Source organism: Neobacillus sp. 204 (assembly GCF_046562815.1).
Classification (GTDB): Bacteria; Bacillota; Bacilli; order Bacillales; family Cytobacillaceae; genus Neobacillus.
Window position 1 is genome coordinate 101766 of the sequence record NZ_JBJORY010000005.1, and the last position, 21538, is coordinate 123303.

Sequence of the window (21538 nt, forward strand, 5' to 3'; positions counted from 1 at the left end):
ACAAAAATGAAAGGGAAGGAGAAAGTCCTTCCTTCCCCTCTTGAATTACTTCTGCATTCCCAATGCTTCTAATAATTGTTGTACTTGTGATTCTTGATCATCTAAGAACTTTTTAAAATCCGCACTGTTTTTATACTCTAATTCCCAGCCCTGGGTCTCGACTTCCTTTTTCCATTCAGCTGATTGTACTAACTTATCAATCGTTTTTTCCCAATATGTTTTTGCTTCCGCTGACATTTTTTCTGGCCCAAAAACTCCACGCCAAATGGTGAACTCTGCATCAACCCCCTGTTCCTTCGCAGTAGGAACATCTTTAAAATCACCAGATAAACGTTCGGTAGAGGTAATTGCAAGCACTCGAACCTTTCCAGCTTTAAGGAATTCTTTTACACTAGAAGCATCCGTTCCAATGACATCTGCGTTTCCGCCAAGTAATGCGGTAATTGCTTCTCCACCGCCATCATAGGAAACATATTTAATCTTAGTTGGGTCAACCCCGTATTTATAGGCTGGTAGAATCGAGACTAAATGGTCCATTGAGCCCGGTGCTGAGCCTCCTGCAAACGTTAACTTACTAGGATCCTTCTTGACCTCCTCCAAAACTGATTTTAGATCTTTGAATTTGGAATCGGCTTTGACAACAATCGCTCCATAGTCTTTCGTTAGTTGTGCTAATGGAGTTGTATTCTTATAACCATATGGGCTATTTCCTTCTTTCTTTAAATTGTTGATAATAATTGGCGGTGAGTTGACAAACAACATGTCATTATTTTCAACCTGTTGTGTTGCATATTCGGCCATAAAAACCGCTCCACCACCGCCAGGCTTATTTTCAACTGTTAATGGCTGCTTAACTAGCTTTGTTCCACTTAGCACCTTAGTAAACGAGCGAGCCGTTAAGTCCCAGCCTCCACCCGCTCCAGACGGTGCGACGACGCTAATCGCTTTTGTTGGATAACCGGTTCCTTCCTCTTTTTTACCTGTACTCGCTGTTTCTTTACTGCTGCATGCCCCCAAGCTTAAGGCCAATGCACCTGCACAAATTACTGCTGAAATTCTTTTCATTGAAAACATTTCATTTCCCCCTTTGTAAACGTTTTCTTAATTTTACAAAAATTCCGAGGTTTTCATAGTTTATTCATTTAAACAGCATTAAAAACTTAACAACCATTTTGTTCATAAAGTTCATGGTGGAGTAATCGTTCATTCCCAATACATAGAAAAACCCCTGCATCATGTAGAGGGGTTCAAGGTTTCATTCATTAAAAACTTTCTTTATATAATCACCGATATCACTAATTGCCTTCTTCGCCTCAGGTAATCTATCACCGCTAATCTGCCAGACATGCCACATTTTGTCCCAAACCTTAAGGTAGACTTCTACGCCTGACTGTCGTGCTTTTTTCGCTAGTAACTCGGCATCGCTTTGCAAAATTTCATGATTCCCTGCTTGGATAAATAAAGGCGGGATGCCAGTCAGATCCGCAAACACAGGGGAAACAAGCGGATGGTCTAGAGGAATCTCATGCCCCGAATACATCCGAGCTGCATCTCTTACTCCTTTAACGGTTAAATATGGATCAACAGCCTTGTTTTTCCGGTAACTATCCCCACTGCTTGTTAAGTCAACCCAAGGTGATAAACAAATAAGTGCCCTCGGCAGCGGTTCATTTTGATCCCTTAAAACTAAAGCCGCCGCTATACTTAAGCCTCCACCTGCGGAATCACCAGCAAAAATGATGTTTTCTGGGTTATACCCTTGACGCAAAAGCCAGCGGTAAACGGAGACAGCATCTTCGATGGCAGTAGGAAAAGGATGTTCCGGTGCAAGGCGATATTCTGGAAAAAGTACCTTTACACCAGCTGCTTTCCCGATGCTGGCAGCCAGTGGTCGATGGGTATTAGCTGAGCATAATGCATACCCGCCGCCATGTAAATAAAGGATCACCTTGTCAGCCGCTATATTTTCGGAGGAGAGCCACTCTGCATATAATCCTTCAATCTCCAGTTTTTGAACTTTGCAATTTTTTGGCAGTTTCGCTATTTTTCTAGCGACCGTGTCGAGCATTTGCCTTTTTTCATCCAACTCCCTTTCTAAAATACCCTTCCCCAACGCGCGTTTTACCGAAAGCTTAATTCCTTTTTCAATCAAGTAACTTCGGAAACTTGGCATCTCCCAACCCCCTGATAATCCAAAATTTGCTAATATCATTATACTAGAAAAACCTTTTAAAATAATAGAAATGATTTTTAGTGTTTCGAAAATTTTGTAAAATTTCGTCCCAATTCTTCCATTTCCGCCTGCCTGTAGTACAATGGTAGTAACTGGCAGACTTTTTCGGAGGTTTTTCATTTTATGAGTCGATTAACAGACCATTTAATCATCATTTCATTTGATTGCCTTTCAGCCTTAGATTTTCCGCTTTTAAAGGATCTCCCGCACTTTCAAACCATCTTAAAAAATGGTGCGTATGTCCAAAATGTCAAATCTATTTATCCGTCGGTTACCTATCCATGTCATGCCACGATTGTGACCGGTAATTATCCTAATCGTCATGGTGTGGTTAATAATACCCTTTTACAACCAGGAAGAATTTCTCCGGATTGGAATTGGTTTAGGGATTGTATTCAAGGAACCACGTTGTATGACGAAGTGAAAAAGGCCCATATGACTACGGCCGCCTTATTGTGGCCGGTAACAGCGAAAGCTAATATTGATTATAATATGCCAGAAATTTTTGCGAATCGCTCCTGGCATAATCAAATTCTTGTTTCGCTGATGAGTGGCAGTTCCCGCTTCCAATGGGACCTCAATAGGCGTCATGGTCATATTCGTAAAGGTCTAAAGCAACCGGAATTAGATGACTTTGTCTTAGAGTCCACTGTCGACACCATTAAAACGAAGAAACCAAATTTATTAATGGTCCACTTTACTGATTTAGATACACAGCGCCATTATCATGGGTTTTCATCCGACGAAGCAATCGCTGCAATCGATCGACATCATAACAGGCTTGGCAGAATAATCAATGCCTTAAAGGAAAGTGGAATTTATGAGAATTCCACTTTGGTGGTATTAGGTGACCATAGTGCCTTAGATGAAAATAAGGTAATAAACCTTAATGTTTTATTTCATAAGCTAGGTCTGATTACCTCAAACGGAAAAGGGAAAATAATTAATTGGAAGACATATTGTAAAAGTTGTGATGGCTCTGCATATATTTACATTAAAGATAAACACGATACAGCAACAATACATGTAGTAAAGCGATTAATAGATTCCTTGCTTAAGGATCCAGAAAGCGGGATTGAATCTGCTCTTACCGGAGCGCAAGCAGCTGAAAAAGGAGCAGATGGAACGTGTGCCTTCATGCTTGAAGCCCAAAGAGGTTATTTCTTTTTAGAAGACTTTGAGGGGGAGTTTATCAAAACCATTACGAAGGAGGATGTCAACGCGGATCACAAATACACATTAGCCTGTCATGGTTATTCACCTGAGAAAGAAAATTATGGAACGATTTTTATGGCAGCAGGAAAAGGGATTCAAGCAGTCACCCTGCCTTCTATCCGTCTCATTGATGAAGGCCCTACATTTGCACGGCTTCTAGGAGTAAATTTAGGCCAGACAGATGGAAGGGTTATCGAAGCAATGTTGAAAATATAAAAGGGGGAACGTCTATGAGCCGGATGTCAAAGCAAGAAAAGAGCTGGGCGTTATATGATTGGGCAAACTCTGCTTATTCCATTTTGATCACCACAGCCATATTCCCGTTATACTTTAAAGCAGCAGCAACGGATGCCGGACTGGCAGGTACCACTTCCACTGCCTATTGGGGCTATGCTAATTCAATTGCCACCCTGCTTATTTCGCTTTGTGCCCCGATTTTGGGAAGTATTGCTGATTTCAAAGGGTTTAAGAAACGCTTATTCACTTTTTTCTTTGCATTAGGAATTGTATTTACCTTGCTGCTTGCAGTAGTACCAAGTAACCAATGGCTTTTTCTATTAATTTGCTATATGCTCACCGTGATTGGTTTTGGGGGAACAAATATTTTCTATGATGCCTTTCTAGTGGATGTAACGACCGAGGAAAAGATGAATCAAGTATCTTCACGTGGCTATGCGATGGGTTATATCGGCAGCACGATCCCTTTCCTGATCAGTATTGCCCTTATTATCTTATCTCAGCAACATATTATCTCGTTATCTGTGACCGTTGCAAGTCAAGCCGCTTTTGCGATTACCGCCTTGTGGTGGGGCTTGTTCACAATTCCAATGCTAAAAAATGTGAAGCAGGTTTATTATAAGGATCCTGTCCCAAACCCGATTTCTAATGGCTTTAAACAATTGTTTGACACCTTCAAAAAAATTAAGTTATACCGTCCATTGTTTTTGTTCTTAATTGCCTATTTCTTTTACATTGACGGCGTGAATACGATTATTACCATGTCGACAGCTTACGGTTCCGATCTCGGCATTACCTCTACTAACCTATTAATTATTTTGTTTGCTACACAAGTAGTTGCTGCGCCGTTTGCCATTTTATATGGGAAATTGGCCGATAAATTCAAAGGCAAAACGATGCTTCTCGTTGGGATCTTTGTATATATAATCATTTGTACGTATGCCTATTTCTTAAAGACGACCATTGATTTTTGGATTTTAGCGATGCTCGTGGCTTCTTCACAAGGTGGAATTCAGGCCCTAAGCCGATCGTACTTTGCTAAACTTGTACCAAAGGAGAACGCCAATGAGTTCTTCGGCTTCTATAGTATTTTTTATAAATTTGCAGCAATTTTAGGGCCGTTCCTGGTTGGATTCACCGCACAGATCACCGGGAATACGAACAGTGGCGTGTTTAGTTTAATTCTTCTCTTTATTATCGGAGGCGTCATCCTCCTTCGCGTCCCGGAATCAACCACTATCCGACAATCGAATTCGATTTCGAAATAAAAAGTACTAGACCTCAACGATGAGGTCTAGTTTTTCGTGAAAATGGTTCCTGACACTATTAATCTTCCAAAATTTCTATACTTATGATACAAACCGATTTTCTTGTAGATTCGTTTATTAATATATAGGGGTCCGCAAATGACTAGGGGGTCTGCCTTTTTTATGCAAAAATCATTGAGTGATGCTGAATTAATGCTCTTAATTAAAGAAAAGTATCGTCCGGCTTTAGAAGAATTATATGACCGCTATATTAAGCTGGTGTACTCCTTCGTGATTAAATCAACAAAGGATCAAGACAAAGCGAGAATAATTGTCCAAGCTGTGTTTACCCGCGTATGGACGACAGAGACAGGTTATAACCCAGAAAAAGGCCTATTCGTCAATTGGCTTCTCACGATCACTCGTAATATAACGATTGATCATCACCGCAAAGAAAAAAGAGATACTCCACTGGTTCAAATCGACCAAGAGCAACTAGTGCAGATTCCAGGTTCAGAAGCCAATAATCCGGCAGAGATTTTATCAAAAAAACTTGTGCGAGAACAGATTCAGAAAGCGTATCAATTTTTATCAAAAAACCAAATTGAACTAATCCATTGGTTATACTGGGAAGGATATACACTTAGTGAAATTGCTGAGATGAAAAAGGAACCAATCGGCACAATCAAAAGCCGGCTGCATCAAACACTTAAAGTCTTACGGAAACACATTGTCATGGAGATGGGGGAATGAAAAAATGAGTACTACTAGCAGCTGTTCATTTTCCAATGAATTAGTCTCGTATTTGATAGGTGAAGCATCTGAAGTTGAAAAGCTGAAGATGGAGAAGCACCTTTCGAATTGTCCTTCTTGCACCAAAGACATTCAAGAACTGCAGGAGGCGTGGACTATACTCCCTTATGAATTTGAAGACGTTGAGGTACCAGTTGATTTAAAGGATGAAGTCATGAATGCCATTTTCCAATCTGAAGAACCTATCCAGGCTACTACAGAAAGGATTAGTCCATGGAGAAGGAACACAAAGCTTCGCCATTTTCTTTATGGATTGGCTGCCGCCACTATCCTCTTAAGCTTTGGTGGAGCGATTTGGGCCAATATGAATCTTAGAGATCAAGTGACAGAATTAAAGGAACAAGCGAATATTCCACCAGAGGTCATCGAGATATACTCGTTAAAAACAGCAAATCCTACAGCTGATTCTGCTCAAGGGCATGCTCTTCTTTACAAGCAAGGTGATAAAAAACAACTTGTATTTCAAGTTAAGGGCCTTGATGATACAAAGGGTTCGGAGGCATACCAGGTGTGGCTCATCCATGATGGGAACAGAAAAAGTGCAGGGACCTTTCATGTCGATGATCAGGGAAACGGTATTCTTACTTACAAATTTAAAGACAATATATATTTTGATGCGATTGGAATTTCACTCGAACCTGATGCCAATGGAACCCAGCCGCGAGGTAAAAAAGTATTAGGAACCTAAATAAAGTAAGCCCACGATTCTCGATTAGAGATTCGTGGGCTTTTTTAAGTATGAATTGAGGCTTGCTTATTTTTTAATGCTTTTAGTAGGTGAAGTAATAAACCAGCCTACAGGTGCTGCTCCGACCGAATGGGTTAAGGTTCTTCCGTCTATCACAGAGGCTGTATTGTTATTAACCGCTGCTCCCGCAGTTGTAAAATTATAATATATGCTTTCGGTGTTGATATCCCTATCTTTAAAACTAAACGTAAGTGGTTTATTAAATTTATCAATAAGTTGACCTGTTTCTAAATCGATAACTCTAAATGCGAAGTTCATAACGACGGTTTCTCCAGCCGGGGCAACGGTTTGGAACGTTTTATTATCTCCTTCAAGGACTTGAAATGTGACGTCGTGGCTAAAAGCACCTTCGGGTATTTGTATTTTTATTCCACTATGGCTTAGCTTAGCAGCTTCCCCCGCATCAACGTTTCTATCTGCGACCACCTTAGTAAATCCCAATTGTGTAAAATCTGTGGCTGCAAAAGCAACTGCATTAAACAAAAACATAGACATTATTGCGAATCCAAGTATTACCTTTAAACGTTTTTTCATTTACATACAACTCCTTCATTCTTATTAGGCTTTCGTTAAAGGAAACGAGTCCAGGTCCCAATCGGTTTGAAGGAAATGCAAAATTTATTTAGTTATTTTACTTGTTTTGATAATAAGATTGTTAAAACTCAGGGGATAGCTCATTTATTATGATATTTTGCGAGCGAATTTAAAAAGCAACATTCTATGAAAATAGCCATTAGAAAAGAGCATTTATTTTTTACTTTTAATAAAATGAACGATTCCCCCACCAATAACAGAACCAATTGCTGCTGCACCAAACATCATAATATAGATTCGTTCAGCCAAATCAGCCATTCCCGCACCTGGAAAGACCGCTGTCTTTAAAGCCATTAAAATTGCTGCTAAGAAGAAGATTATCGCTGGACTCCAGATTATCCAACTAGCATCTATTTTCATAACTATAAATGGCAAGACCAATCCAATAAGAAATATCACTAAGAAAAACATACGCTCCCCCCTTCCTTGTAGCTAGTATATTCTTAATTGGGACTGGACGTTCTTTGAAGATGTTATACAATATTAAAAAACGGAAGGCAAAAAAGAATGTACCTTAGGCACATTCTTAGTCAAAAAAAATTATGTCATTTATTTTTTCATTAATTTTTGGATGGTAACCAGAACCTCGTCTAAGACTTCCATATCACCTTCCTGTATCCTTTCAACAACACAACTCTTTAGATGACCTTCTAGCAGAATTTTAGCAACACTATTTAAGGCGGATTGGGTGGCAGATATCTGATTAATCACATCATCACAATATGTATCCTTTTCTATTAAGCCCTTAATGCCGCGAATTTGTCCTTCAATCCGGTTTAATCTTGTCACAAGATTATTTTTCACTTTATCGGAATGATGACTCTTTCGATCACTGCTATCAAGGGAGCAGCAGGGCTCATCATGAAGGACCTTTTCATTTCCAACTTCATTTGACATTGCTCCGCCTCCTTTTTGAAAATATTATAACATACATAAAGGTTAAGAGTGGCAGGTCTATTTTCTTGGAACATCATATCTTAACCTATTTCAAGATTCTGTACCAACAAACCACATGCTAATAATTGACAGTAAAACGTCCCCATGCAATACTTGAACTACATTTCATGTTTTAGAGAATTAATTCAAAAGGAGGTGCAACCTATGAAACCACGCTATTTGTTTAATTTCATTACCATCATTATTGTTTATTCGGCGTTAACTTTTTATATTGGCTGGAACAGTTGGGTTTGGCTGCATTCTATCTTCGGGCTCGAAGAAAAATGGATATACGGTTTCATCGTTTGTCTAATTTCCTTTTCTTACATCATCGGGCATTTCATAAAAAAAATCCCTCTATTTAAAATCGTCGGTTCTTTTTGGTTTGGATTAATGCAATATGCTATCCTCATCCTGCCTCTTTCCAATCTTATTGCCTTGGTTCTCATTTTTACAGGTCTTTCAACACCTTCAGTCATAAATTGGGTAGGAGGCGTAGTGTTTATATTTTTAGTTATTCTTTTTATCTTTGGAGTGTTTAATGCTTATAGCCCTGTTGTTCGGAACTTTTCACTTGTCATTCCAAAACAAATTGGCGAACTAACACAACTTCGAATTGCCATGGCTTCAGATATGCACTTTGGCAGGCTTTCAGGCATTCGGCATGTACGCAGGCTTGTCCGTGAAATAAATGCTCTAAATCCTGATATCATCCTTCTCCCTGGCGATATTATTGACGATGATCCGGTGCCTTTTACTCAAAAGAAAATGGGTAATGTGATGAAGGAGTTGTCTGCACCATTCGGAGTATACGGTGTCTTGGGGAATCATGAATATTATGGTGGTGGAATTCCAAAATTCTTACAGGAAATGGAACGAATTGGGATTACCATTCTCATGGATCAAGTAATCAAAATAAATGACAGCTTATATCTTGCCGGTCGCAAAGACAAAACGGATAGAAATCGGCTGCCGATAGACGCCTTATTAACAGATATTGATCCATCCCTGCCACTCATCATGATGGATCATCAGCCTTCTGAAATAACACAAGCCCAAGAGAATCGTGTCGACATACTATTATCAGGCCATACACACAGAGGGCAAATGGCACCAAATCATCTTATTACAAAAAGGATATTTGAAAATGATTGGGGCTATCTTCAAAAAGGTCAACTTCATTCCATTGTTTCATCGGGTTATGGTTTTTGGGGTCCTCCGCTCCGAATTGGCAGTCGATCTGAAATCATTCAAATTCAAGTTACGTTTTTGAACTCGGAAGTAACCTCGGAAATTGCAGGTAGGTAACACACCTTTTAACTGTTTTTAACATATGTATAAAAGAAAATCATATTTTCTTTACAAAATATAAATATTTTTTAACTTTTCTGATTATTTACTCTGGCTTTATTTCCTTATCTTCATATATAATATTTTCATAACTATTTTGAAGGGTGTTGGTTAATTTGGCAAACAAAGCTGACGTGAAAAAAATCTCTGTTAATTCTACAATTTCATTAAAAGGAATTGTAAAAGCCATTTTCAACGATACCGTTCATGTTCAGATTGGCGGGAAAATTATTACGCTCCCAGCATCTGAGCTCCTGCTTGAAAAGCCAGTCCAATAGTTTTAGACTGTATATTTTCACGAAATAGTAATATATTTTTTTCCAAAAGAAGCCCCTCACTTCAAGCAAAAGTGAAGGGCTTCTTTAAATCACTGCCATTCATTGATAATCGTATTTTGAATGCTGCGAATGACATCTCCTCTGCTGATAACACCGACCACATGATTGGATTCATCAACCACAGGAAGTTTTTTAAAGTGATGCCTCGACAAAAGTGAAACGACTTTTTTCATTTCATCATTAGGGTGGATGGAAACGATCCCATTTGTTTTGGCAATTCTGATGATTTCTCTATCGGCCAATTCACTAAGGCGATTCTCCATTTTTTCTACTGCCACATACGTCATAAAACTGAAATAGTCTTGAAAGCGGCGATCAACTGGACTGATCGCCCGCAAAATATCCCCGTCTGTAACAATTCCACGTAATACCCCATCCTCGTCGATAATGGGTACTCCGCCAATTTTTTTCGCAACAAACAAGGTCATTACCTCTTTAATAGAAGCACTTGGACTAACTGAAATAACATCCTTCACCATGAAATCCTTTACTCGTACTTCGATCATCTCGACACCGCTTTCATCTAAATGAATTTTGAATTAATCGTTTCATCCATATTTCGCAATTGGTTTAATACTTCAGGTGGAAATACCATCCGGCAAATGACTTTCGAAATTTCTTGAAAATCTTCGCTCTTCCCACTATGGCCCTCGTTTCCGTGACTATTCTCCACTAAAACTAATATCGCCCAAGCAACAGCATCTAAATCTAAATCTTTCCAAGTTAACTCTTTTTCTTCCGCTTGCTTTAACCCAATTAGAATTCTTGAATAAATTTTCTTGCGTGCATCACCCAAAAATTCTGCCAGACCCGGGTCTTTCAACACCAATTCAGGCAGGACACGCGAAAGACCTAACTCACTTACGCGTTTGTTATGGTTTTCTAATAAGGAGGCTAATAATGATTCAGGATCGCTTGAAATCCAAGTCGGTTCAGGAGGGAGTAGCTTGTCTAATTTATCTTCAAGTAACGACATTAACAGTTGGCGTTTATCTGAAAAATAACGATAGAAGGTTCCGGTCGCCACTCCTGCATTGGCTGCAATTTCTTTAGCAGTAGTTTGCTCGTACCCATTAGAAATAAAAAGAGTACGTCCACTTTCAAGCAGTGCATTTCTTTTTTGCTGCGCCCTCTCCTGTTTTGGAAGAGAAGGGAATTCACCAATCAATAGGTCATCATGGTCTGGCATTTTATCACCTCATCTATATCATAACACGATTTTATAATTTGAACCACAGTTCATGTTTTCGTTGACAGACCACCCCAAAAATGCGATACTTGAACTACGGTTCATGTTAAATCGCTAGTATTGTTTAAACACCCCTTTACAATATGAATGGATCGTAACATGACCGATTTTTTTGTAAAAATCCCAAGTCCTGGCAGGATTTTATTAAATTTTTTCGAATACTTAAATGTATCTTAAAATAGATATATTGGTCTTAGTTCTTATTTAATTTTCGAAAGGCGTTGATCGTGTGGCAAACCAATCTGAATCGAAAAAAATCTCTGTTAATTCAACCATTTCCTTAAAAGGAATTGTAAAAGCCATTTTCAACGATACTATTCATGTTCAAATTGGCGGCAAGATTATTACATTGCCTACCTCAGATTTCGCACTTGATAAACCTAGTCAGTAATTTGCATGGAAAGAAAGCCCGTCACGTTTGTGATGGGCTTTCTTTATTATAGCTATACCATTTAAAAGTATCCCTAATTGCTTAATTTTTGATAACAACCACAGGTGACGATATGGTCATTCACCATCCCCGTCGCCTGCATGAATGCATAACAGATGGTCGAGCCGACAAATTTGAACCCGCGCTTTTTTAAATCCTTACTTAATTTATCACTGATCTCAGTGACTGCAGGAACATCTTTCATTTCTTTAAAATGATTTTGGATAGGTTTACCGCCAACAAAGTCCCATATGTACTTAGTAAACGAGCCAAATTCTTCTACAACCTTTAAAAATGCATGTGCATTCGTAATGACGGCATTGATTTTTAGCTTATTTCGGACAATCCCTTCATTATGTATCAATTCCTCGATTTTCTTTTCATTGTAGTTGATAATTTTTTTTGCTTCGAAGTTATCAAATGCTTGGCGGTAATTCTCCCGCTTTTTTAATATTGTATACCAACTAAGGCCTGCCTGGGCCCCTTCAAGATTTAAGTATTCAAATAATAGGCGATCATCATAGACTGGAACTCCCCATTCATGATCATGATAATTAATATATAATGGATCTTGATTTACCCAACTGCAACGATTCATTTACTATGCCTCCATTACTTCCCTCGACAACCTTTTTGGTGCTGTCTGTAAATATGATTCTTTTATATAACCGCCAATTTCATCCCAATTTAGGTCTTGATGTATACTCCTTCCACCTAAAAGTAAATTATCTTTCAGAAGCAGGGATTCCTGCAATACCCCAATGAGTTTTTGGCACTTCAGTAACAATTACTCTGATACTCTCTTTAGGTGCATTTAATGTTTCGGAAACGGTATTGGTAATATTTTGGATGACTTCTGCCACTTTCTCTGGCGGTCTTCCCTCCATTATTTGCACATTAATGATAGGCATGGAACCAACCTCCTTCTCGCTTGTTCATATTTTCTCCTTACATGACTAATTTTACCACATCACAATTGGATTCAATTGTGATAAGTTTTTTTCCTAAACTTATAGTATGATAGGTAAATATATAGTAAGGAAAGGAATCAACAAGAATGACATATAAAATGATTGTATTAGATCTAGATGATACGTTATTACAGGACGACCATACGATTTCCCTACGTACAAAAAATGCGTTAATGGAGGCTCAGGAGCTGGGGGTTAAAGTGGTACTAGCATCCGGGCGGCCAACCTATGCGATGTATCCCATTGCGGAAGAACTTCGTTTAAAGGAGTTCGGTAGTTTTATCCTTTCTTTTAATGGCGCAAAAATAACCAACTGCCAAACTGGTGAAGAACTTTTTAGCAGCACGTTATCTCCAGCAACAGTCCATCATTTATATGAATTAAGTCGCCGTGAAAATGTTTGGATGCATACCTATGTCGGCGATTCCATTATAACCGAAGCAAGCAATCAATATACTGATATTGAGGGTGAAATTACTGGTCTAGAAATCTATGAGGTTACCAGCATAGTAGATTCTGTGAAGGAACCTGTAGTTAAAGTGTTAATGCTTGAAGACGAAGGAAAACTTGCGGAAGTGGAACAAAGGCTTCAGCAGGAGTTAGCTGGACAACTAAGCGTGATGCGCTCAAAACCATTCTTTTTGGAGTTTACCGAGGCAGGTGTAACGAAAGGAACAAGTCTTAATCATCTGATTAGGGAACTCGGAATTGAACGTGAAGAAGTGATTGCTATTGGCGACAGCTATAACGATTTAGCGATGATTGAGTTTGCAGGACTTGGGGTAGCAATGGGCAATGCTCCAGAAGATATTAAGGAAAAAGCAGATTATGTCACCGATACCAATATGCAAGACGGAGTGGCCAAGGTCATAGAACAATTTGTATTAAAGACAGCACAACCCGTATAAACACCGTTTAAACGCTTGGGATTAATACTGAACCCTAAGCGTTTTTTTGTTATCTACCGAACCAATCATGTGTCCTAGCCCAATCATGTCCCCTCTTATGGATATTTAGCATAAAATATCACAATCAAAATATAAAAGGCGGAGAGAGGTATGGGATTATTCATAAATAACAATAATCATCCGGATGTTTACAGAACGAAACACAAGCTAAACACACCGAATCAAAAGATATCACGACAGGATTTTCTATCTGATTTAATGAATGAACAACAAAAGGCAAATGCTGCACTTGAAAAAGCATTATCCGAATTAGGGATGCAAACACAATTACAAGAAAAAACACAATCCACCCAATGGAACAATGTAGGCGAACAACTGAACGATTTACGAAATCAGTTGGAGCGATACGAAAAGGCTAATCATCAACTAGTCCTTCAAATGAATGAACAGTTGGAATTACAAAAAGAGGTTGCCGAAAAAATCACGAAACAAGAGGAGTTTCAAGGTGGAGTTTTACAGCGTTTGGATACTCAAGAAGCCCTGATGGACAAAATCTCCCGTCAGATCAATCACATTCGTTCGATTCTGTTTGAACGGACGAATTACTTAGCCACTAAAATAGATGACGGGTATAAACTCACGTCAACTTATGTATATAAATTAATGACAGGTTCTGACCAGCCATTAACCTTTTTCTTAATGAATCAGAGAAAAGAAGAAAATCAAAATCAGATGGACTAAATTCACTTGGTACAAGGCTCTGTCAAACATGCCTGTTGATTTCCGCTCCAGGCGCTTCGCTTTCCGCGGGCGGTACGGGAAGCCTCCTCGTCGCTGCGCTCCAATCAACAGGGTGCCAAAATCAATAATAAGCTTTAACATAGCCTTTTACAAAAATAAAACACCCCAGTCGAGTCAGTAATCATCGACTTGGAGGTGTTTTATTTATTGATATCTTAATTATGCCACACGCTCATTGGTGTTTTTAGCAGCGTTCATTGATATGGTCACTAAACTTACTGCAAATGTAACGACTAAATTGATGATTAACGCGATAACGCCAACATTTAGGTCTTTAACGAATTGTGGCAGCGCCGGGAAAAGAGTCCCAACTGTCGAAGCACTGATTGTAATGTAGGCCACTGTAAATACCCCAACTGCAATACCTGCAAACGCTCCTGCTTTTGTGACCACATTCTTCTTAGCTAAGCTGAATACCAATGCTGGGAACAATTGTGTTACAAGGCTGTATCCCATTAATAACAAGGTTACTAGTGTGTCCCCGCCTTTAAAGGTAAAGTATAAAGCGATAAGGGCAACTACAGGGACTAAGTTCTTGGCTAATTTAGATACTTGATGGTCAGACGCTTTTGGTACAAACACCTTATAAACGTTTTTCGCTAATAAAGTAGCCGCAGACATCATAATCATGGAACCTGGGACGATAGCTGTTAATAAACCAGCCGCTCCGATTAATCCGACTACCCATGGATCAAATGTTTGCATCGAAAGCTTTAGTAAAGCAAGGTCACCTTCTGCTCCCTCTAACCCTTTCACCTGAAGGATAGCAGCAAAGCCTACAAAAAAGACAAACAATAACACTAGCTGATAAAGCGGCATGATAATCGCATTCTTACGGAATACCTTTGAACTTTGTGCTGAATAAATCGATCCGAACGTATGCGGCCACATATAGAAACCAAGTGCCGTTAATAGTACGGTAGAAATAAACCAAGATACACTTAAACCAGTTTCAGGAAGAGCAAGGAATCCCGGCTTTGCCGCTTCAATCGCTTCAAACATTGATTGGAAGCCACCATAGTAATGAATTGGCAGATAAATTCCCAAGAATAAAACAATACCTAAAATCATGATATCCTTAATGACTGCTGTCCAAGCAGAACCGTGAATTCCGGAAATCATTACGTAAACCGTTACTGCAATAACACCAATCCAGATCGCTGCAGTGGATGAAATGGAACCACCAGAAGCTTCAGAAACAATAATTCCTAGACCTTTTAATTGGAGGACAAGATATGGAATTAGTGCGACAACACCAACTAGAGAGACAAAAACACCGAGTAAAGGACTCTTATATTTACTAACAAAAAAGTCGGATTGAGACATTAATTTGTTATCCTTTGCGTATTTCCAAATGGCTGGAAGCAACCAATAAGACATGATGTACGCTAAACAGCCATACCCCAAGATATAATAAGTAGGCCCGCCCTTACCGTAAGCCCATCCACTTCCGCCTAAGAAGGTAAAAGTAGTGTAAATTTCCCCTGCCATTAATAAGAAAACGAAGATGGTACCAAAGCCACGACCGCCGACGGACCATTGTTCGAGGCTCATTTCTTTCCCTTTTTGGGCCTGAACACCAAGGAAGATGGAAAAAGCTAAAAATCCAAAAATAATAATTAATGCTGTATTCATTAGATCTCCTCCTCCTGATTTGCTGGGTCCAGTTTAAACACAATTGCCATAATTCCTGATGTAATCACTACCCAAAGAACAATGTAAAAGAGAACAAAAGGCATCCCGAACACGTAGGGAGTGACTTTATTAACGAAAGGAACTCCGCCTAGTAATCCAATAAACGGTATGATTGCAAGAAGTTGATGTAATTTCATAGATAAACCCCCAATTTTGTTTAATGATGCTGCCTTGTTTCTATCCATTTAGAGGAACCTTCGTGAATTCTATATTTCTATTATTTGCACGTAGGTTCTCGATAGAGTGATTTAAGCTAAAAATTTAAAGGTAGCATGCAGGAAAGTTTTTACCCCAATCTCTAGTGCCTCTTCATCAATTGTGAAACGTTCGTGATGATGTGGATAGGTAATTCCTTGCTCCTCATTACCCGCTCCCACATAGAAGTAACAACCTGGAGCTTTTTCCATAAATGCCGAGAAATCTTCTCCACCCATATTTGGTTTCATTAGATCAAGTGCCTCTTCACCAAGGACCTCGCGAACGGTTTCTTCTATCACTGCTGTCACTTCGTTATCATTGATGACAGGACGGTAGCCAAACTCATATTTGAATTCGTAGGATGCTTCATGTGCTTCGGTAATACCTTTGACGACGCGTTCCATTTTAGCAGGAATGGATTCTCGAAGTGTTGGATCAAAGCTGCGAACGGTGCCCCAAATTTTAACGGATCCAGGAATAACATTGTGAGTGGTCCCGCCAATAAATTGGGTAACGGAAATAACCAAGCTATCAAGTGGGTCCGTATTCCTTGAGACAATATGCTGTAAGTTAGTTACAACCTGGGCAGCAACAGCGATGGAATCGATGGTTTGGTGTGGCAGTGCTGCATGTCCACCTTTACCATTCACAGTAATCCAAAAGGTATCAGGTGAAGCCATCATCGACCCGTAAACCACCCCAACCTTACCTTTTTCAATTGGTGACCACAAATGCGTACCGATCACTAGGTCTACTCCGTCCATTACTCCTGCTTGAACCATTTCCTCAGCACCGCCTGGAAATAACTCTTCCGCATGCTGGAACAAGAAACGAACTTCCCCTTTAATTTGATCCTTTAAGCTTGAAAGAATTTTTGCTGTCCCGAGCAGCATCGCAGTATGGCCGTCATGTCCACAAGCATGCATGACGCCAGGATTTTGGGAGGCAAATTCGAATGTGTTCTCCTCTTGGATTGGCAAGGCATCCATATCCGCACGAATCGCCAGCGTTTTTCCTGGTTCTGGCCCAATTAAACGTGCAACCACACTTGTTTTTGTCGGCCTGGAAATCTCCAAGTTTCCAAACGACTGTAAGGTATCATAAATAAATTGCGATGTTTTTTCCTCATGGAAAGAAAGTTCAGGATTTTGATGCAAATGCCGCCTCCAGGCAATGACTTGCTCTTTTGTTTCTTCTGCTAGTTGATTAAGATTTAATGATGTTCTTATACTCATGCTTGCCATCTCCTATTTGTTTGTTGTTACATTCACTTTTTGAACCGCTAGATTTAGGACTGTATGATAAAGAACATTGGCACCTTCTGTACAGTCCTCTTTTGAACTCCATTCCGCGGGGTCATGACTAATTCCATTCTTGGAGCGAATGAAGATCATACCTATTGGACATAAGTCCATCAATTGCATCCCATCATGACCGGCACCACTTGGAAGGTAATAGCTTTCTAGACCTAACTTTTCAAAAGCGTCTTCTGCTGCATTCTTTACGATGTCCGAGCATGGTACCGGTGCAACCCGCTGCAGGTCTTCAATCGTTAACTTCACCCCTTGGGCTTCACAAATCTGTCCAGCCTTTTCTCTAATACTGTTCTCTACCTCATCGCGGACGATTTCACTAATATCTCGAAGGTCTAATGAGAATTCAACTCTACCTGGAATGATGTTGATTCCACCTGGTTGCACTTCAATTTGTCCCACTGTACCAACGGTGGTTCCATTCTTAGCCGCTTCTGCTTCAATTAGGAGCATCACTCTTGCTGCAGCTGACAAGGCATCATGCCTGATAGACATCGGGGTTGCTCCTGCATGTCCTACTTCTCCCTCAAATATAAACTTGAGCCATAACGGACCAGCTAATCCTGACACAATCCCGGTGGAAAGATTTTTTCCTTCAAGGACTTTCCCTTGTTCAATATGAAGTTCAACATAGGCCTTAACTTCCTCAGGTTTACGTGCTGCTTGGCCAATAGCTTCAGGCTGAAGCCCATTTGCGACAAACGCTTCTGCAATGGAGATCCCCTGCTTATCCTTATTTAGCAATTCCTCTTGTGTAAGTGTGCCAGCAATCCCCCGGCTGCCAATCATTCCAAAGCTGAATCTTGTCCCTTCTTCATCCGTAAAAGCAATGACTTCAATCGGATGTTCTGTCTCAATCCCTTGCTCATTCATGACTTGAAGGGCTTCCACAGCCGCTAGTACACCAAGCGGTCCATCAAAATTTCCTCCATTAAAGACAGAATCCACATGTGAACCCGTTAATACCACAGTAGCTGCAGGATTCAATCCTTCCTTCCTGCCGATCAGGTTTCCAACTTCATCCTCACGTACTTGTAAACTAGCTTCTTTCATAAATGTAGCTACAAGATCTTTAGCTGCTCTTTCTTCCGGAGTAAAAGACAAACGAGTGACACCATCAGATTCTGTTTTTCCAATTTCACTAAGAAGCTGCAAGCGACTCCATAATCTCTCTTTATTAATCAATGCTCTATTCCTTTCTGCCACATTCTCTGTTTGTTTAATACTTTAATGGCTTGTCTTATAATTTTTAATATATTTATAATTATAAGACTTATCTGAATATTTGTTATGTTATTTTCGACAAAATTTCTAATAAACAATTTGTGTAATATCACAAAAAAATCACAAAAATCTCCCTTTTGCATTATAATTCCTGATAAAAAACACACATTACCTAAAATAGTTTGTTACAATAGACAAAAGAAATGAAGTATTTACTTATTTCATGATAATTAGGATGTGAGGTGCATGATGAAAGAAACCCTTAGCCGACGTCAACTACAGTCATTAATCCATGTCTCCAATGTCCTAAACTCATCTCTTGATATTGATACGATTATTGATTCCATTATGGTCCAAACGGTATCAGTCATTGATGCAGCGCACGGGGGTGTTTTATTCATATATGACCCTAGCCAAGATTTGCTTATTCCAAAATCTGACAGCAATTTTACATCTGAAATTACCAGGGTTAGGTTAAAACCTGGCGAATCGATGACTGGCTTAGCTTTTTCCGCCCACAAATGCTTGATTTTTCACAACAGGACAGAAGTGGAAAAAGCAACGGCAACACTATCGGAAACTAATCATGCACTCATGGATCAATCAATTCCCACGCTTCCTTATTCATCGATATGTGCTCCTATATTGTCAAAAGGAGAATGTATCGGTGTGATAACGCTTGACTCATTTGATCCATCATTACACTTTATCCCAGAGGATATTAATCTTCTCACTGCGATTGCCCATCAAGCTGCCGTAGCACTGGAGAAAGCAAACCTTTACCGTGAGCAGGAAGAGACGGTAAAACAACTGGAAAAATTAAATAATACGATTTCCAAACAAAATGAGATGTTATCCCACTCTGTTGATATCCATAATCAGTTGGCTGCTCTTGTATTACATGGGGAGGGGCTCGATTCCATTATTACCTATTTGCATGATACAACAGGCCAGACAATTTTGTTATTTGATGATCTTGGTGAATTGATTTCCTCTGCCTTTAAAATCAACCTTACTGAAGATGAATTAATTACCATTCGGGAATTGGCACAAGAGTCTATTAAAACACCTGGAAAGATCCGTTCCTTGCCTGAAATAAATATGAACAATGAAAATCACTGGATTACCATCCTTCCGATTGGAGCAAAACCGACACTTTATGGCTCTCTGATTATCGTTTCAACTAAAAAAATGCGTGACGTTGATATTGCCGCATTAGAGCATGCTTGTACGGTCATATCACTCGAATTGGTAAAGGACCAAGCCATTTTTGAGGCACAGGAGACAATAAATGGAGAACTAATTGATGTTCTTTTTTCCGGTAAAATGGATGGTACCATTCTTCAAAAAGCAAAACAGATGGATTTCGATCCGCTGGGGGATTATGTAGCGGTGATGATTCGACTGGATGAAATGGATAATACCCATAAAAAGAACAGTATCATCCGCCATCTAGTCCAAATGGCGAACCGCGTATTTTTAAAAAATCCTTTAAAAGGGATGGCCGTCCGAAATCAAGATCAAATCGTTATACTGTTAACCTTTCACCAGAAAGTTTCCAGCACCTATGCACATCAGCAGGTGAAGGAACTAGTATCAAAATTCCAGCAGGAAATTCAGATAAAAAATTGGGGAACCACTGTTTCTATTGGCATCGGCAGAATCCATTCCAGTTTATTGAAGGTCTCGAAATCGATGCAGGAAGCAGCGAAGTGCTTACAATTCCTTCAAAGCTTTGGAGGAAAAAACCAAATAATCAGTTATAAAGAACTTGGTGTCCAAAGACTTCTCCTGCAAAATACCGAGGAGGAACTCCTAGATTTTATTATGGAAGTTCTAGGACCTCTTTTTGAATATGATCAATCTCGAAAGGGAGAGCTCCTCCCTTCGCTTTTCGCTTATCTCGAATACAATCAAAATGCGAAAGAAGCTGCCTCATCCATCCATGTTCATACCAATACATTGATGTATCGGTTAAAGCGGATCGAAGAGATTCTTTCTACAGATTTATCAGACAGCCAACAATTTTTGAATATTCATTTAGCAGTAAGCCTTTATCCGTTTGTGAAAGAAAAGCTGACACAACTGGTGAAGTAATTCACGTTTTGAATAAGGGACAGATGAGAAATGACGTGTGCATTGTGAAGTGCACACGTCATTTTTCAGTTAAACGACAGTAATAATAATACCCAGTATAGTAATCACACAAGCAGTTAGCTTAGCAGGCGTAATTCGTTCTTTAAAATAGTACCACGCTAAGAAAACAGCAAATAAAGGTGAGGTGAACGCAAGTGAGACGACCAGTGTTCCATCAGCAAACTTTAATGCTGTAAACAGACAGATCCATTGGATAATGACGGTAATTCCACGTAAACTTAGATGTTTATGAAGGCTCGGAAACCAGATCTTCGGACGGTAAATTACATAGGTAATAAGGGCAATACCGCAAGCACGGTAAAAATAAAGTGTAACTGGATTGACCCAGCCATGAACAAGTAACTGCTGAGAAGGCACCATACTAACACCGAAAACCACTGCTGAAGCAATCCCCAATAAATTCCCTGCTTTTTTCAATTCAAGAAATGGAGTTAGCGGGTTCCGACCTTTCAAATTTAAAAAATAAACCCCCACCATGATAAACAAAACAGACACGAGCACAAATGGATGAAAGCCATACAAGATAGAATTTGGAATAAACGTGAATAATGGTGTTAATGCCATATAAACTGAAAGGACGGATACCTCGATTTTGTTCATTGCTTTAAAGAACAGTAAATTCCCTAACATATCCAAGAAAACAACTAAAATTAGTAAAGATATCGAGATTGGGTTTGCTTTGAATAAATAAAGCCACGGCAATGTCAATCCAAGAAACAAACCTATGTAGGCAAATGATGTAACAATGAAACTATTATTATCTCTCATTTCCCCCACTATCTTCTTTGCATAAAGCGCATTCAATGCATTAAAAAAAGAACTAATCAGTGACAAAAACAGCATGCAAAAATTCCTTCCTCTCCATAAATTATAAGATAATT

Annotated in this window: 24 protein-coding genes; 10 read left to right on the forward strand and 14 right to left on the reverse strand. The window is 39.4% G+C overall.

Going from position 1 to position 21538, the window contains the following annotated elements; translation table 11 throughout:
- Positions 1-45 precede the first annotated feature (45 nt).
- The gene (locus tag ACJ004_RS11870; RefSeq protein WP_410893188.1) at positions 46-1074 is read right to left on the reverse strand and encodes a Bug family tripartite tricarboxylate transporter substrate binding protein; all 1029 of its coding nucleotides are present in this window, start codon (positions 1072-1074) and stop codon (positions 46-48) included.
- A 181-nt stretch (positions 1075-1255) separates the two neighbouring features.
- Positions 1256-2173 carry an alpha/beta hydrolase gene (locus ACJ004_RS11875; RefSeq protein WP_410893190.1) on the reverse strand — a complete coding sequence of 306 codons (918 nt, stop codon included), beginning with the start codon at positions 2171-2173 and terminating at the stop codon, positions 1256-1258.
- 183 nt (positions 2174-2356) lie between these two features.
- Between ACJ004_RS11875 and ACJ004_RS11880 the strand changes: the two genes are divergently transcribed.
- The 4 genes from ACJ004_RS11880 to ACJ004_RS11895 all read left to right on the forward strand — a co-directional run bounded on the left by ACJ004_RS11880 (position 2357) and on the right by ACJ004_RS11895 (position 6433).
- Positions 2357-3664 carry an alkaline phosphatase family protein gene (locus ACJ004_RS11880; RefSeq protein ID WP_410893192.1) on the forward strand — a complete coding sequence of 436 codons (1308 nt, stop codon included), beginning with the start codon at positions 2357-2359 and terminating at the stop codon, positions 3662-3664.
- Between the two features lie 14 nt (positions 3665-3678).
- A complete protein-coding gene (locus tag ACJ004_RS11885; RefSeq protein WP_410893194.1) occupies positions 3679-4953 on the forward strand; it encodes an MFS transporter in 1275 nt (424 codons plus the stop codon).
- A 162-nt stretch (positions 4954-5115) separates the two neighbouring features.
- The gene (locus ACJ004_RS11890; RefSeq protein WP_410893195.1) at positions 5116-5685 is read left to right on the forward strand and encodes an RNA polymerase sigma factor; all 570 of its coding nucleotides are present in this window, start codon (positions 5116-5118) and stop codon (positions 5683-5685) included.
- A gap of 4 nt (positions 5686-5689) precedes the next feature.
- Positions 5690-6433 (forward strand): anti-sigma factor, encoded by a 744-nt coding sequence (locus ACJ004_RS11895; protein ID WP_410893196.1) that lies wholly within the window; start codon positions 5690-5692, stop codon positions 6431-6433.
- Between the two features lie 66 nt (positions 6434-6499).
- Here the strand turns inward: ACJ004_RS11895 and ACJ004_RS11900 are convergent, their stop codons facing one another.
- The 3 genes from ACJ004_RS11900 to ACJ004_RS11910 all read right to left on the reverse strand — a co-directional run bounded on the left by ACJ004_RS11900 (position 6500) and on the right by ACJ004_RS11910 (position 7984).
- Complete coding sequence (locus tag ACJ004_RS11900) at positions 6500-7027, reverse strand: hypothetical protein (protein WP_410893197.1); 528 nt, start codon at positions 7025-7027, stop codon at positions 6500-6502.
- Positions 7028-7240: 213 nt separating this feature from the next.
- Positions 7241-7498, reverse strand: a complete 258-nt coding sequence (locus tag ACJ004_RS11905; protein WP_410893198.1) for a hypothetical protein — start codon at positions 7496-7498, stop codon at positions 7241-7243.
- Between the two features lie 138 nt (positions 7499-7636).
- Positions 7637-7984, reverse strand: a complete 348-nt coding sequence (locus ACJ004_RS11910; RefSeq protein WP_410893199.1) for a metal-sensitive transcriptional regulator — start codon at positions 7982-7984, stop codon at positions 7637-7639.
- A gap of 204 nt (positions 7985-8188) precedes the next feature.
- On the opposite strand from ACJ004_RS11910, the gene ACJ004_RS11915 reads away from it, so the two are divergent.
- Both ACJ004_RS11915 and ACJ004_RS11920 read left to right on the forward strand, forming a co-directional pair.
- On the forward strand, positions 8189-9331 hold the full coding sequence (locus ACJ004_RS11915; RefSeq protein WP_410893200.1) for a metallophosphoesterase: 1143 nt from the start codon (positions 8189-8191) through the stop codon (positions 9329-9331).
- Between the two features lie 158 nt (positions 9332-9489).
- Positions 9490-9651 (forward strand): hypothetical protein, encoded by a 162-nt coding sequence (locus tag ACJ004_RS11920; RefSeq protein WP_410893201.1) that lies wholly within the window; start codon positions 9490-9492, stop codon positions 9649-9651.
- An 89-nt stretch (positions 9652-9740) separates the two neighbouring features.
- On the opposite strand, the gene ACJ004_RS11925 is transcribed toward ACJ004_RS11920, so the two are convergent.
- Positions 9741-10217 carry a CBS domain-containing protein gene (locus tag ACJ004_RS11925; RefSeq protein ID WP_410893202.1) on the reverse strand — a complete coding sequence of 159 codons (477 nt, stop codon included), beginning with the start codon at positions 10215-10217 and terminating at the stop codon, positions 9741-9743.
- A gap of 17 nt (positions 10218-10234) precedes the next feature.
- On the reverse strand, positions 10235-10900 hold the full coding sequence (locus ACJ004_RS11930) for a TetR/AcrR family transcriptional regulator (protein WP_410893203.1): 666 nt from the start codon (positions 10898-10900) through the stop codon (positions 10235-10237).
- Between the two features lie 289 nt (positions 10901-11189).
- Between ACJ004_RS11930 and ACJ004_RS11935 the strand changes: the two genes are divergently transcribed.
- The gene (locus ACJ004_RS11935; RefSeq protein ID WP_410893205.1) at positions 11190-11351 is read left to right on the forward strand and encodes a hypothetical protein; all 162 of its coding nucleotides are present in this window, start codon (positions 11190-11192) and stop codon (positions 11349-11351) included.
- 73 nt (positions 11352-11424) lie between these two features.
- Here ACJ004_RS11935 and ACJ004_RS11940 read toward each other — a convergent pair whose 3' ends face one another.
- Complete coding sequence (locus ACJ004_RS11940; protein WP_410893206.1) at positions 11425-11988, reverse strand: DNA-3-methyladenine glycosylase I; 564 nt, start codon at positions 11986-11988, stop codon at positions 11425-11427.
- A gap of 127 nt (positions 11989-12115) precedes the next feature.
- Positions 12116-12301, reverse strand: a complete 186-nt coding sequence (locus ACJ004_RS11945; RefSeq protein ID WP_410893208.1) for a 4-oxalocrotonate tautomerase — start codon at positions 12299-12301, stop codon at positions 12116-12118.
- 146 nt (positions 12302-12447) lie between these two features.
- Here ACJ004_RS11945 and ACJ004_RS11950 point away from each other — a divergent pair, with 146 nt between their 5' ends.
- Both ACJ004_RS11950 and ACJ004_RS11955 read left to right on the forward strand, forming a co-directional pair.
- The gene (locus ACJ004_RS11950; RefSeq protein ID WP_410893209.1) at positions 12448-13269 is read left to right on the forward strand and encodes a Cof-type HAD-IIB family hydrolase; all 822 of its coding nucleotides are present in this window, start codon (positions 12448-12450) and stop codon (positions 13267-13269) included.
- A 150-nt stretch (positions 13270-13419) separates the two neighbouring features.
- A complete protein-coding gene (locus tag ACJ004_RS11955; protein ID WP_410893210.1) occupies positions 13420-14010 on the forward strand; it encodes a hypothetical protein in 591 nt (196 codons plus the stop codon).
- 219 nt (positions 14011-14229) lie between these two features.
- Here the strand turns inward: ACJ004_RS11955 and ACJ004_RS11960 are convergent, their stop codons facing one another.
- The 4 genes from ACJ004_RS11960 to ACJ004_RS11975 form a co-directional block, all read right to left on the reverse strand.
- Positions 14230-15705: a sodium:solute symporter family protein gene (locus tag ACJ004_RS11960; protein ID WP_410893211.1), complete on the reverse strand. Its 1476-nt coding sequence runs from the start codon at positions 15703-15705 to the stop codon at positions 14230-14232.
- Positions 15705-15902: a DUF3311 domain-containing protein gene (locus ACJ004_RS11965; RefSeq protein ID WP_410893213.1), complete on the reverse strand. Its 198-nt coding sequence runs from the start codon at positions 15900-15902 to the stop codon at positions 15705-15707. The genes ACJ004_RS11960 and ACJ004_RS11965 overlap by 1 nt, the downstream gene beginning before the upstream one ends.
- Positions 15903-16013: 111 nt before the next feature.
- On the reverse strand, positions 16014-17198 hold the full coding sequence (locus ACJ004_RS11970; RefSeq protein WP_410893214.1) for a M20 family metallopeptidase: 1185 nt from the start codon (positions 17196-17198) through the stop codon (positions 16014-16016).
- A 12-nt stretch (positions 17199-17210) separates the two neighbouring features.
- Positions 17211-18461 (reverse strand): Zn-dependent hydrolase, encoded by a 1251-nt coding sequence (locus tag ACJ004_RS11975; protein ID WP_410893215.1) that lies wholly within the window; start codon positions 18459-18461, stop codon positions 17211-17213.
- A 285-nt stretch (positions 18462-18746) separates the two neighbouring features.
- Here ACJ004_RS11975 and ACJ004_RS11980 point away from each other — a divergent pair, with 285 nt between their 5' ends.
- A complete protein-coding gene (locus ACJ004_RS11980) occupies positions 18747-20597 on the forward strand; it encodes a helix-turn-helix domain-containing protein (protein ID WP_410893217.1) in 1851 nt (616 codons plus the stop codon).
- A 69-nt stretch (positions 20598-20666) separates the two neighbouring features.
- Here the strand turns inward: ACJ004_RS11980 and ACJ004_RS11985 are convergent, their stop codons facing one another.
- A complete protein-coding gene (locus tag ACJ004_RS11985) occupies positions 20667-21500 on the reverse strand; it encodes an EamA family transporter (RefSeq protein WP_410893219.1) in 834 nt (277 codons plus the stop codon).
- Positions 21501-21538 lie beyond the last annotated feature (38 nt).

Coding starts and splice junctions, on each gene's coding strand:
- ACJ004_RS11870 (WP_410893188.1), bottom strand. CDS start 1,074: ATGTTTTCAATGAAAAGAATTTCAGCAGTAATTTGTGCAGGTGCATTG.
- ACJ004_RS11875 (WP_410893190.1), bottom strand. CDS start 2,173: ATGCCAAGTTTCCGAAGTTACTTGATTGAAAAAGGAATTAAGCTTTCG.
- ACJ004_RS11880 (WP_410893192.1), top strand. CDS start 2,357: ATGAGTCGATTAACAGACCATTTAATCATCATTTCATTTGATTGCCTT.
- ACJ004_RS11885 (WP_410893194.1), top strand. CDS start 3,679: ATGAGCCGGATGTCAAAGCAAGAAAAGAGCTGGGCGTTATATGATTGG.
- ACJ004_RS11890 (WP_410893195.1), top strand. CDS start 5,116: ATGCAAAAATCATTGAGTGATGCTGAATTAATGCTCTTAATTAAAGAA.
- ACJ004_RS11895 (WP_410893196.1), top strand. CDS start 5,690: ATGAGTACTACTAGCAGCTGTTCATTTTCCAATGAATTAGTCTCGTAT.
- ACJ004_RS11900 (WP_410893197.1), bottom strand. CDS start 7,027: ATGAAAAAACGTTTAAAGGTAATACTTGGATTCGCAATAATGTCTATG.
- ACJ004_RS11905 (WP_410893198.1), bottom strand. CDS start 7,498: ATGTTTTTCTTAGTGATATTTCTTATTGGATTGGTCTTGCCATTTATA.
- ACJ004_RS11910 (WP_410893199.1), bottom strand. CDS start 7,984: ATGTCAAATGAAGTTGGAAATGAAAAGGTCCTTCATGATGAGCCCTGC.
- ACJ004_RS11915 (WP_410893200.1), top strand. CDS start 8,189: ATGAAACCACGCTATTTGTTTAATTTCATTACCATCATTATTGTTTAT.
- ACJ004_RS11925 (WP_410893202.1), bottom strand. CDS start 10,217: ATGATCGAAGTACGAGTAAAGGATTTCATGGTGAAGGATGTTATTTCA.
- ACJ004_RS11930 (WP_410893203.1), bottom strand. CDS start 10,900: ATGCCAGACCATGATGACCTATTGATTGGTGAATTCCCTTCTCTTCCA.
- ACJ004_RS11940 (WP_410893206.1), bottom strand. CDS start 11,988: ATGAATCGTTGCAGTTGGGTAAATCAAGATCCATTATATATTAATTAT.
- ACJ004_RS11945 (WP_410893208.1), bottom strand. CDS start 12,301: ATGCCTATCATTAATGTGCAAATAATGGAGGGAAGACCGCCAGAGAAA.
- ACJ004_RS11950 (WP_410893209.1), top strand. CDS start 12,448: ATGACATATAAAATGATTGTATTAGATCTAGATGATACGTTATTACAG.
- ACJ004_RS11955 (WP_410893210.1), top strand. CDS start 13,420: ATGGGATTATTCATAAATAACAATAATCATCCGGATGTTTACAGAACG.
- ACJ004_RS11960 (WP_410893211.1), bottom strand. CDS start 15,705: ATGAATACAGCATTAATTATTATTTTTGGATTTTTAGCTTTTTCCATC.
- ACJ004_RS11965 (WP_410893213.1), bottom strand. CDS start 15,902: ATGAAATTACATCAACTTCTTGCAATCATACCGTTTATTGGATTACTA.
- ACJ004_RS11970 (WP_410893214.1), bottom strand. CDS start 17,198: ATGAGTATAAGAACATCATTAAATCTTAATCAACTAGCAGAAGAAACA.
- ACJ004_RS11980 (WP_410893217.1), top strand. CDS start 18,747: ATGATGAAAGAAACCCTTAGCCGACGTCAACTACAGTCATTAATCCAT.
- ACJ004_RS11985 (WP_410893219.1), bottom strand. CDS start 21,500: ATGCTGTTTTTGTCACTGATTAGTTCTTTTTTTAATGCATTGAATGCG.